The sequence below is a fragment of the Streptococcus suis genome, assembly GCF_046032535.1.
GTDB lineage: Bacteria > Bacillota > Bacilli > Lactobacillales > Streptococcaceae > Streptococcus > Streptococcus suis_AK.
In genome coordinates, this window is record NZ_JARQPL010000028.1 from 20,560 (window position 1) to 31,897 (window position 11,338).

The 11,338-nt window shown below is 40.6% G+C and carries 12 protein-coding genes; 2 read left to right on the plus strand and 10 right to left on the minus strand.

Annotation, left to right across the window (positions count from 1 at the left end; genetic code table 11):
* Both P7J58_RS08645 and P7J58_RS08650 read left to right on the plus strand, forming a co-directional pair.
* Window positions 1–414 (plus strand): HIT family protein, encoded by a 414-nt coding sequence (locus tag P7J58_RS08645; RefSeq protein ID WP_024376433.1) that lies wholly within the window; start codon window positions 1–3, stop codon window positions 412–414.
* A 1-nt stretch (window position 415) separates the two neighbouring features.
* Window positions 416–718 (plus strand): chemotaxis protein, encoded by a 303-nt coding sequence (locus P7J58_RS08650; RefSeq protein WP_099777036.1) that lies wholly within the window; start codon window positions 416–418, stop codon window positions 716–718.
* 199 nt (window positions 719–917) lie between these two features.
* Here P7J58_RS08650 and P7J58_RS08655 read toward each other — a convergent pair whose 3' ends face one another.
* From P7J58_RS08655 to P7J58_RS08700, 10 genes are all read right to left on the minus strand, one after another.
* The gene (locus P7J58_RS08655; protein WP_408556136.1) at window positions 918–2,111 is read right to left on the minus strand and encodes an LCP family protein; all 1,194 of its coding nucleotides are present in this window, start codon (window positions 2,109–2,111) and stop codon (window positions 918–920) included.
* Window positions 2,108–2,635: an N-acetyltransferase family protein gene (locus P7J58_RS08660; protein WP_408556137.1), complete on the minus strand. Its 528-nt coding sequence runs from the start codon at window positions 2,633–2,635 to the stop codon at window positions 2,108–2,110. Before P7J58_RS08660 ends, P7J58_RS08655 begins: the two co-directional genes overlap by 4 nt.
* A complete protein-coding gene (gene tsaE / locus P7J58_RS08665) occupies window positions 2,628–3,068 on the minus strand; it encodes a tRNA (adenosine(37)-N6)-threonylcarbamoyltransferase complex ATPase subunit type 1 TsaE (RefSeq protein ID WP_306431617.1) in 441 nt (146 codons plus the stop codon). The genes P7J58_RS08660 and tsaE overlap by 8 nt, the downstream gene beginning before the upstream one ends.
* Window positions 3,069–3,168: 100 nt before the next feature.
* Entirely contained in the window at window positions 3,169–4,833 is a 1,665-nt protein-coding gene (locus P7J58_RS08670) for a DAK2 domain-containing protein (protein WP_002942340.1), read from the minus strand.
* A 2-nt stretch (window positions 4,834–4,835) separates the two neighbouring features.
* Window positions 4,836–5,201, minus strand: a complete 366-nt coding sequence (locus P7J58_RS08675; RefSeq protein ID WP_002939192.1) for an Asp23/Gls24 family envelope stress response protein — start codon at window positions 5,199–5,201, stop codon at window positions 4,836–4,838.
* Between the two features lie 121 nt (window positions 5,202–5,322).
* Window positions 5,323–6,225: an ABC transporter permease gene (locus tag P7J58_RS08680; protein WP_002942329.1), complete on the minus strand. Its 903-nt coding sequence runs from the start codon at window positions 6,223–6,225 to the stop codon at window positions 5,323–5,325.
* A 13-nt stretch (window positions 6,226–6,238) separates the two neighbouring features.
* On the minus strand, window positions 6,239–7,195 hold the full coding sequence (gene opp4B / locus P7J58_RS08685) for an oligopeptide ABC transporter permease (RefSeq protein WP_408556138.1): 957 nt from the start codon (window positions 7,193–7,195) through the stop codon (window positions 6,239–6,241).
* Between the two features lies 1 nt (window position 7,196).
* Window positions 7,197–8,138 (minus strand): ATP-binding cassette domain-containing protein, encoded by a 942-nt coding sequence (locus P7J58_RS08690; RefSeq protein WP_029750608.1) that lies wholly within the window; start codon window positions 8,136–8,138, stop codon window positions 7,197–7,199.
* 2 nt (window positions 8,139–8,140) lie between these two features.
* Entirely contained in the window at window positions 8,141–9,139 is a 999-nt protein-coding gene (locus tag P7J58_RS08695; protein WP_024379505.1) for an ABC transporter ATP-binding protein, read from the minus strand.
* Window positions 9,140–9,516: 377 nt separating this feature from the next.
* Entirely contained in the window at window positions 9,517–11,307 is a 1,791-nt protein-coding gene (locus P7J58_RS08700; protein ID WP_408556139.1) for an oligopeptide ABC transporter substrate-binding protein, read from the minus strand.
* Between the last annotated feature and the right edge of the window lie 31 nt (window positions 11,308–11,338).

Consider the following 11,338-nt stretch of genomic DNA (forward strand, 5'->3'; position numbering starts at 1 on the left):
ATGTCGGATTGTATTTTTTGCAAAATTATCTCTGGAGAAATACCAGCTTCAAAAGTCTACGAAGATGACCAAGTATTAGCCTTTTTAGACATCACTCAGGTCACAAAAGGACACACATTGGTTGTCCCTAAAAAACACTACCGAAACGTGCTTGATATGGATAAAGAAGCTGCAGCCACACTCTTTTCTGTTGTGCCAACCATCGCTCGTCAGTTAAAAGAAAAACTTGGAGCTAGTGGTCTAAACATCGTTAATAATAACGAGGAGGCCGCTGGACAAACCGTCTTTCATACACACATCCATCTCTTACCACGCTTTAACAATCAAGATGGATTGAGCATTCAATTTAAAGCCAACGACCCTGACTTCCCAGCCCTGGCTCAACTGGCACAAGATCTCTATCTAGGAGAATAATATGAAACTTCGTAATATCATTTTAGCCGTAAGCGCCGCTACCGCCAGCTTCCTTGCAGTCACGCATCGGGATAAAATCGCTAAAGAAGTACAGGAAACCAAACAACTTCTATCAGATATTCAACTGAGCAAGGACAATATTCAGGAACAACTTGCCGTTATCCAAAGTTTTCAAGAACCCTTGCAGGAAATGGCTTCTGACTTACAATATAAGACTCGAGTCTATCAGCAAAGTATTGCAGGAAACTTGGAAGAAATCCAACAGATTCTCAAAAAATACCAGAATGAGAATAGCACTCCCTGACATAGGGAATTTCCAAATATATAAAAATAGAGGTTGTTTGCAACCTCTATTTTTATAGGCTTTTATACTCGCTCGTCAAAGTATAGTCGAATGAATTAGCTTTCAGACAAGGAACTGAGGTGCAGGCTGTACTATAAAAGTGACGATGTATCAAAGTTAATTCAAATGACTATAATAAAAGAAAAACTGAATGACAACATTATTGTGACCCGTTTTCATCACCAAGTACTGGCTCTGTTGAAAAATCGGTTACCTGCTCTTCTGTTATCACAGTCGTAGTAGCCGATGGACTCCCTATTTCTGGATCCAAACTTTCTGCCCATGGACTTGCTTCTAACAGCAAGAGATTTGTATATACATCATAAACGTTTATTGGACTTGGCAATCCCATCTGTCCTTCGTAGACCTTCACGTTTGTGACTAAGTCGGTCTTTTCTTCTAAGCCGATAGATTTTTTCAGAATATTTTGCATTTCCAATAGATGTTCACTGGTTGGTAATTGATAATAGATTTCATCAACCATTTGGTCCACACCGCGCAACTGATAGGAATTCAACTTAGAGACCGAGTCTTTATAACCTAGGAGGCTTGGAATTGTCGCAGGACTAATCTCAATGTTGGTTCGCATATTATTGGAGATGGCAGTCAGAATCTTCTTATACTGGGTCAAACCATCTAACTGAAGGAGTTTTTTTATAATAGCCGTGATAACTTCTCGTTGGCGTCTCTGACGTCCGATATCCCCCTCAGGATCATCATAGCGCATCCGAGCATAAACCAGCGCCTGATCCCCATTTACCAACTGTTGCCCCGGCTGGACAATAGAGGTGTAGGCAGGCTCATGTTCTGAAATGGATATAGGGAAGCCAAGAGTATTGTTTACCTCAATGCCTCCAACCGCATCAACAAGCTCAACCAGACCATCCATATTTATTTCAATATAATGGTCAATGTTAATATCCATCATCTTTTCGATCGTGGCAATGGCCATCGGTGCCTGTCCGTAGCTATAAGAATGATTTAGTTTTTCAACCGTTCCTGAAGACTCCCCGTTCGCTTCTGCAATCTCAACCATAATATCACGAGTCAAGCTCATCATATTGGTTTCCTTTGTCTGAGGATTGACCGTCACCAAAATCATCGAATCACTACGGCCACCCTCCCAATCTCCCCCGCGGGTCGCTTGGTCCATATCCACCCCCATCAGTAGGATGGTTAGGGGCTCTGTCGCATCAATAGGAGTAATTTCATTTTCTCCATCTAGCTGCTTATAGGTTTTTGAAATAGCACCTGTAGAAAAATTTAACAAGCTGGCACCATATATTAAGCCGGCACCTAGTGTTAAACCAACAATAGCCAAAGACATTAAGAATATTTTTTTTCCAATTGTCATACTTCACCAATTAACTTGCCCATATAATAAAGATCAAGCCATTCTCCTTCATCTGTTCTAGCCCCACGTATCTGGGTTCCTTCAATGTTGAATCCTAGTTTTTGGTATAAATGTACTGCCGCCTCATTGCGAACCTGAACCGTTAATTCCAAACGCTTCAATACATCCATTTCCTTTGCCCAATGCAATACTTCCTCCAGTAAAATCGTCCCTAGACCGTGACCCCAGTAGGCTTTTTTTACTGCAATAAAAATATTTCCGATATGGCTAATGCGAAACTGCTTAGAGGACTTAACAGAAATTACGCCGACGACTTCCGAACCAACCTTAGCCAACAGGCACAGTTCACGAGGATTTTCAATTCCTGCTTCGAAGATGGTCTCCATTTCATCAACACTAAATCGAAAACCAGTCTCATCCATGACCAGATAATCCGTTTCTCTAGCAACTTGATTCATAAAATCAATAAAAGCTGCTGCATCAGCTGGTTCAGCTTCACTAAAATACACTTCTTTTTCAGACATTTTGGAACTCCTTCGCTAAATCGCTACTTTGATCTCCATGAGATTCGACTGTCAATCGTCGACCATCTCCCTCTTTCTCTATACGAATGAGCAAATAGTCATCCAATAGACTTGCATCCAACAATTCTCCCCACTCGATAACCGTTAGACCTCCTCCATAGAGAAAATCATCCAAATCAATCGAGTCAGGGTCATCTCCAATTCGATAAACATCTAAGTGATAGAGTGGCATGGTCCCCTCATACTCTCGCACAATCGTATAAGTAGGACTCTTAATCATCTGTTCAATTTTTAAACCCTTGGCCAAACCCTTGGTCAGAGTTGTTTTCCCAGCACCCAAATCCCCTGATAATACTAGAACTTGATTTGGCTTACAGGCTTTTCCAATTCTCTCACCAATGGCAATCAATTCATTTTCATTCTGACTATACATGTCTTTAATTATACCATAGGCCCAGTAGTTTGTCATAGGTCTACTGGAAATTGTAGACAAATCAACAAACAAAATCGCAAGCCAGAGCCTGCGATTTTGTTTATTCTACGCTGAAAAGATATGGGTAGACTGGTTGATTTCCTTGATGGATTTCAACCTCAACATCTTCAAATTGTTCTTCTAGCTGCTCAGCAAGAGTTTGAGCGAGTTCCTCATTACCATCTTCACCGATATAGATCGTTACGATTTCACTATCTTCATCGAGCATTTTCTCAAATGTAGCGACAAGTGTTTCCATCATATCTGGATTAGAAACCACAATCTTGCCATCAACCATACCAAGGTTGTCATTCTCATGGATTTCAAGACCATCGATGGTTGTATCGCGGACTGCAGTTGTCACGCTACCACTTTTCACCTCTGCGAGAGATGCCGTCATCGCTTCAAAGTTGCTTTCCAAATCACGACTTGGATCAAAAGCAAGCAAGCTAGTAAAACCTTGTGGTAGGGTCTTAGTTTCCACAACCTTAACCGCAACTTCTGCAACCTCAGCAGCCGTCTGAGCAGCCATCAAGATATTTTTGTTGTTTGGCAACAAGATGACATTGCGGGCATTGACCAATTCAATAGCATTAACAAAATCTTCTGTTGATGGGTTCATGGTCTGACCACCTGAAATCACATAGTCAACACCTTGTGATTTGAAGATTTCTGTCAAACCTTCCCCAGCAGCTACCGCAATAATAGCATACTCTTTTTGTTCAGCCGGTTTTTGGAAACTTTCTTCTTTCTCAACCTGAGCTTCATGTTGCTCACGCATATTGTCCACTTTTACCTTGACCAAGCTACCGTATTGAAGACCTGCCTGCATGACCAAACCTGGATCTTCTGTATGGACATGGACTTTAACGATTTCATCATCGTTGACCACAAGGAGGGAATCTCCAAGGTCGTTGAGGTAGGTACGGAATTCTTCATAATCAAAGTCCTTGACATAAGTAGGACCCTGGCGAAGAGCTACCATGATTTCTGTACAGTAACCAAAGGTAATATCTTCAGTCGCTACATGACCTGCAACTGACTTGTGGTGCTCAGCATTGATCATTTCAGACATAACAGCAGGTGTCGCCTCAAAATCTTCCGAAGCAATATACTCACCCGTCAAAGCTGACAAGAAGCCTTCATAAATGTAAACAAGACCTTGTCCACCTGAATCGACAACGCCAACTTCCTTCAATACTGGAAGCATCTCTGGCGTTTTCTTAAGAGCACGATTAGCACCGTCAAGAGTGGCACGCATGACCTCAACCGCATCATCAGTCTCTTCTGCCTTTTTCAAAGCTGCAGTGGCTGCCCCACGCGAAACAGTAAGAATTGTACCTTCAACTGGCTTCATAACGGCTTTATAAGCCACTTCTACACCATGTTGAAAGGCTTGCGCCAAATCCTTACCGTCCAATTCAACCTTGCCTTTAACAGATTGACCAAAACCGCGGAACAATTGCGACGTAATAACACCTGAGTTTCCACGAGCTCCCATCAACAAGCCCTTAGAAAGAATTTGCGCAACTTCTCCAACAGTAGAAGCAGACTTATCTGCTACTTCTTTAGCACCATTGGTAATAGTCATCCCCATGTTGGTCCCAGTATCCCCATCTGGAACTGGGAAAACATTTAGTGAGTTCACATATTCGGCTTGTTTATTCAGACGAGTTGATGCTGCCTGCACCATTTCTTGAAATAAACTAGTTGTAATTTTAGACACAATTATTCTCCTACGACTTTGATATTTTGGATAAAGACATTGACGGCATCTACAGAGATACCTAGTTGATTTTCCAAGTTGAACTTAACGCGTTCTTGGATGTTGCGAGATACTTCACTGATTTTTACACCGTAGCTCATCACAGTATAAACATCGACTGCAATGCGACCATCTTCCAAGGTCTTAATCACAACACCTTTAGAATAATTTTCTTTTCTCAAAAGTGCTTGAAAATTATCCTTGATCGCAGACTTACTAGCCATCCCAACAACACCGAAAATCTCAGTCGTAGCACCGCCAACAACTGTGGCAATCACGTCATCAGTCAATTCGATTTGGCCGTCTTTAGTATTGATTTTAACAGTCATAATTCGTTACCTCAAATAGTTTTATCACTCCATTTTACCACATTTTCTGCTTTCTGTAAAAAACAAGCTTGTTACATCGGATTTTACAAAAAAAGAGTTCCCAAAGGAACCCTTTTCACAATTAACCTAAACGCTGCTTAGCATCTGCTGCACGTTGGAAAGCTTGTCCGACATAGTTGATACAGAGCATCATCACAAGGATGAAGATGGCTGCTGGCAACCAAATCCATGTCTTGTTTTCCAAAATATCTGCATTGCGGGCATTGGCAATCAAGGTACCCAAACTTGGTACTGTCGATGGTAGACCGAAACCAAGATAAGTCAACGAAGTCTCAATACCGATATTTCCCGCAAAGTTCAAGGTCAAGTTGACGATAATCAATGAACTTAAGTTTGGTAAAATTTCACGGAACATAATCATGAAGTCGCTTGTTCCCAATGTTTTTGATGCATTGACATAATCCAAGCTTGCCTCTGACAAAGTCCTTGTACGGAATAGACGAGCCTTGGCCGTCCAATAAAAGGCACTCATGATGAGAATGAAGTGATAGATCGTATAGTTCTTGATAACTGTCACGAATACAATGATCAACATAGTCACTGGCAAAATCATGATGAAATCGACAATACGCATCAAGAATCCGTCCAAACGACCACCGTAATAACCAGAAATCAGACCGATAGAGATACCAACAATACTAGTAATAATCGTAATGGTAAAACCGATAATGATCGAGTTACGAGCACCGATAATCAGCTGACCAAAGATATCTTTACCACCTTCATCTGTCCCCAAGATATAGCCGTTAACACCTGGTTCCAAGTAACGTCCCAAAAGGTTGACTTTCATAACTTGTTCTTGATCCAACAGAAGCGCTCCGATAAAGACTGCCAAGAGAACCGTCACTAAGATAATTAATGAGGTCAATGCAAGTCGATCCTTCATAAACTCTCGCGCGATGACACGGAAGCCACCTGGAGGAGTTGAAGCAGATTGTACTTGTTTTTTATTTTCTTTACTCACCTTACTCCTCCTTCTATTTCACACGGATACGTGGATCCACGATACTCATGATAATATCTGAAATCAATGTCCCCAACAAGGTACCCATACCAAATATCAATAACAAAGCCAAGATGACACTATAGTCACGACTAGAAATAGAGTTATAGAATAACTGACCGATACCTGGATAAGTGAAAATATTTTCAATGAAGATAGAACCACCAATCAATCCTGTCAATTCATAGCCCAAGAAAGATGCAATTGGCAAGATAGAATTCCGGAAGATATGACGGTTATAAACAACTCTCTCAGGAACACCTTTGGCACGAGCTGTACGAACATAGTCCTGGCTCTTCGCATCGATAATCCCCGTACGAAGATATTGAATAGTGACTGTTGTTGACAAAATTGCCATTGTAATCGCTGGAAGAATCATATGGTGTAAGCGACTGAGAATAGCTGCAAATCCTTCTACACCACCGTCAATCGACCCACGCGTTGGGAACCAACCCAAACTAAAGCCAAACATCCAAAGCATAAGGATGGCAAAAACGAAAGTTGGAGTTGAAAATGTCAAGAAGTTATACACGCCAATGATTTTATCTGCAAGCGAGTTTTGGTAACGACCTGCAATCATACCTAAAGGAAGGGCAATCAAATAAGTCGACACCATCGTCAATAAAGACAACCAAATAGTGTTGTTTAAACGTTGCATGATGACATCAACAACTGGTTGTTTAAAAATAACACTCTGACCAAAATCTCCTTGCAAAAGATTGCCTACCCAGCGGAAATACTGAACAGGGATTGGGTCATAGTAACCTGCCGCAATCCGTTTTTGTTCAATGATTGCTGGATCAATATTGGGGTCAATCAATCCTGTAAAGGGATCCCCCGGCATCATCTTCGCAACAAAGAATGCAATGACACTCAGAATGATAATCTGAGGAATCATCATGAGCAAACGTCGTAATACTGTTTTCCACATCTTAGTTCTTACCTCCTTCTGGAAGGGCTACTTGATGAGTTGCTGAAAAAGCTTTCAAATCGTACACACGACCGTTTTCATCATAGTACTGACCTTGTTTTTCTTGGTACTCCTTCTCTGCAGCCAAACGTTTTTCCTTATTTTTCAAACGATTTACTGGATCAATTGATGGAATCGCAGACAACAAACGTTTAGTGTAAATATGTTGTGGATTATTATAAATATCGTTCTTATTTCCTGTCTCTACGAAACGTCCGCGATACATGATAAACAATTCATCACACATGTGTTGTACAACACCGAGGTCATGGGAAATAAAGAGATAGCTAAGTTTGAACTCATCTTGGATACGTTTCATATAGTTCAAGACCTGTGCCTGAACAGACAAATCCAAGGCAGAAACCGGCTCATCAGCAATAATCAAACGAGGGTTACTAGCCAAGGCACGAGCAACACCGATACGTTGGCGCTGACCACCTGAGAATTCATGAGGATATTTAATCAGGGCTTCTTCATTTAGACCGATTGTATCCAAGAGATGAAGAACCTTTTTCTTTTCTTCATCTGGAGATAAGCGGTCAAAGTTACGAATTGGTTCTGCAATGATGTCCAAAATACGTTTTTTCGGGTTAAAACTTGAAAGAGAATCTTGGAAAATCATTTGAACATCACGATTAAAGTTTCCTTTTTTACCACGTGATTTGTTGGTTACATTTTGTCCTTCATAGATAATCTGACCAGAAGTGGCACGCTCTAAACCGATAATTGCCTTACCAATGGTCGATTTCCCAGAACCTGACTCACCTACCAAACCATAGGTTTTTCCTTCTTCAAACTCAATATTAACGCCATCGACAGCATAGACATGATCCGTCACACGGTTAAAGAAGCCACTACGAATTGGATAATGGACTTTTAAATCTTTTACTTCAATAAATCCCACTATTAGGCCTCCCCTTCAAAATAGAATGTCTCATGGCAGGTACAACGAACAAAGTGATTTGGACCTACCTCGTGCATGCTCGGATTCTCTTCATGAGCCTCTGCTCCAATCCACGGAATACGTGGAGCAAAACGGCAACCCTTACGAACCATTTTTGTAATCGGCGGCACAATACCTTCAATAACATGAAGATTGCCTCCTTCGCTACCTGATTGAGGATTTGACTTCAAGAGCGAACGTGTATATGGATGTTTTGGATTGGTAAAGAGTTCTTCTACTGGCGCTACTTCGACAAACTGACCACCGTACATGACAGCCACACGATCAGCAGTCTCTGCAACTACTCCCAAGTCATGGGTAATCAAAATAATACCCGAACCTGTCTCCGCTTGAATATCATTTAAGAGATCCAAGATTTGTGCTTGAATTGTAACATCCAAGGCTGTTGTCGGTTCGTCCGCAATAATAATTGGGGGTTTACAAGACAAGGCCATCGCAATAATGATACGCTGACGCATACCACCTGAAAGCTCATGTGGATACTGTTTAAATGTCCGCTTAGGATTTGGAATACCTACCTGAGCCAAGAGTTCCAAAACTCGCTCTGTACGAGCATTGGCATCCAAATCAGTGTGATAGAACAGCGCCTCATCAATCTGTGCACCAATCGTCATCAATGGATTCAGAGAAGCCAAGGGATCTTGGAAAATCATACCAATATCATTACCACGTACCGTATTGTACTTAGCTTCATCCATACCAATCAATTCCATATCATTGTACTGGATGCTTCCTGTGATTTTGGTATTCAAAGGGTTATGCAAGCCCATAATGGTCGTTGCCAAAGTTGATTTACCACAACCAGATTCCCCTACAATTGCCAAAATTTCATTTTTTTGCAATGAGATGTCAACACCGTCAACAGCGTCAAAATAATCATCTCCAATACGGAAACCGACGTGTAAATCTTTAATGTCTAAAAGCGGTTTTTCGGTAGCCACGCTTTTTCCTCCTTTATGTGCCAGCTAATCAAGCTCAATCAATTCAATATCCTTATGATTATCAAGTTCATATAATGTTTGATTAACTGACTTTATATAACTACTCTAGAATAACATATTTCTATCAATTATCGTTTGATAGCGGTTACCCAGAAGTAAAAAAAGTACTATATCCAATCATAAATCAAGACCATCCCTATTACTGACTCAATTAGAAATTGAGTAGGTTAATGTGATCCATCTTGAGTTTTTGTTAGTAGTGACTCATTTTTTGTGTACTGAGTCTACTATACCATAATTATCAGAAAATTCCAATAGCAATCTGAAAAAAGCCAAGCAAGTTGGCTTTTTCAGATTCTATTATCTTCTTTATAAAACTATTCTGCCGCTACACCTTTATCAGCTGTAAGTTCGATATTTTCAAAAGCGATACCTTTTTCTGAAGCTGAACCATAGTTAGAATCATAGTTTTTCACGCGTTTGTTAAGTGCTGTGATTGACTCAGATTCAAATGTTGGAATAGCAAATGCTTGCTCGTGAGCATATTTTTGCCAAGCCTTATAGTTCTCAACATTTTTCTTATCGTCAAATGATTCTGTTGAGCTGATTGCATTCAACAACTTAGTATTTTCATCAGACACGAAACGTGACATGTTGAAGGCTGCGATTGGACCCCAAAGTCCTGTTGGGTTTGGATCGTAACCTGTTGACCATCCACCAGCATACATATCAATAGCAGCATCATTAGCCTGAACTGAGTTATAGAACGACTTACCTTCAACTGTACGTCCTGTGTAAAGTTCAACGTTCAAGCCAACTTCTTTCCACCAAGCAATGTACTGTGTTACAAGTGCTTCGTTGGCTTCTGTACGTTTACGAGCTGCAAAGGTAATCTTGAACTCTTTACCGTCCTTACCTTCACGAATACCATCTCCGTCCACATCCTTATAACCAGCTTCATCCAAGAGTTTCTTAGCTTTTTCTGGATCGTATGAATAGCCTTCCAACTCTGAATCATGAATGTCGCCGAAGAATGAGATAATCAATGAGTTTGCAGGGTGGTAAAGACCATTGTACAATGACTCACCAGCTGTCTTAGTATCAATCGCATAGGCAATTGCTTGACGAAGTTTCACATCATTCATCTTAGCATTTTCATCCATGACGTTTTTCTTAGCAGACTCGTCATATTTACCAAAATTAAATGAAATGTATTCATAAGCTGAGTCCAAAGAACCAACGATATTCAAGTTAGAAGCATCCTTGTATGAATCCAACTGGTCAACAGGCATATCTGCGATGTCATAGTTACCAGCTTTCATTTCAGAAACAATAGTATCTGGAGATACGATGTCAATCTTCAATGAGCTTGTTTTTGGCGTTGTACCTTTGAAGAAGTATTCGTTTGGTACGTAAGTGATAGACTCACCGTTTACGATTTCCTTGATTTTCCAAGGTCCCATACCAACAAGTTTAGCTGTACGTGAGTACTCGCTCTTTTCCCAGTCTGCAACAGGGATATCTTTATAGATATGTTCTGGTTGGATATAAGCTGGGACATCACCACCCGCATACATCATTGAAGGCGACATTTCTTTTACAGTCAATTCTACTGTGTAGTCGTCAACTTTCTTAATACCAGAGATGTCTGATGCTGTTCCTGCAACATACTCTTCCATACCCACAATGTTCAAGAATCTATCATCAAAACGAACACCTGTATAGTCTTTGCTTGCCATTGACTTGATAGTAAAGATGTAGTCATTGATTGTAAATGGCTCACCATCTGACCACTTGTAATCTTTACCTGTCAAACTAACAGTGATTTTCTTACCTTTTACATCAAATTCAGCTTTAGCAAGACCAGAATCATCTAACTTACGATCTCCATCGTAACCAAACATTGAAATATCAACCATTCCACCAAATGTTGAGTCAGTTGTATTTTCAGTCAACTCGTCAATCAAGAGACCTGATGAAGTTGTAGCTGAAACAAATGCATATTTCAATTGAGCATCTGCGACTGCTGTTCCATCTTGTTTTACTTCAGATGGGAATGACAATTCCTGTTTTGCTGCACCTGATTGTTTTGAACCACATGCTGCAAGAACAGATGCTGAAAGGAGAGTCACACCTGCAAGTGCAAAAAGTTTCGTTGTCTTTTTCATAAAACACCTCTGTTTTTCTTTTTCTTAGACA

Coding starts and splice junctions, on each gene's coding strand:
- P7J58_RS08650 (WP_099777036.1), top strand. CDS start 416: ATGAAACTTCGTAATATCATTTTAGCCGTAAGCGCCGCTACCGCCAGC.
- P7J58_RS08655 (WP_408556136.1), bottom strand. CDS start 2,111: ATGACAATTGGAAAAAAAATATTCTTAATGTCTTTGGCTATTGTTGGT.
- opp4B (WP_408556138.1), bottom strand. CDS start 7,195: ATGTGGAAAACAGTATTACGACGTTTGCTCATGATGATTCCTCAGATT.
- tsaE (WP_306431617.1), bottom strand. CDS start 3,068: ATGTATAGTCAGAATGAAAATGAATTGATTGCCATTGGTGAGAGAATT.
- P7J58_RS08645 (WP_024376433.1), top strand. CDS start 1: ATGTCGGATTGTATTTTTTGCAAAATTATCTCTGGAGAAATACCAGCT.
- P7J58_RS08660 (WP_408556137.1), bottom strand. CDS start 2,635: ATGTCTGAAAAAGAAGTGTATTTTAGTGAAGCTGAACCAGCTGATGCA.
- P7J58_RS08675 (WP_002939192.1), bottom strand. CDS start 5,201: ATGACTGTTAAAATCAATACTAAAGACGGCCAAATCGAATTGACTGAT.
- P7J58_RS08700 (WP_408556139.1), bottom strand. CDS start 11,307: ATGAAAAAGACAACGAAACTTTTTGCACTTGCAGGTGTGACTCTCCTT.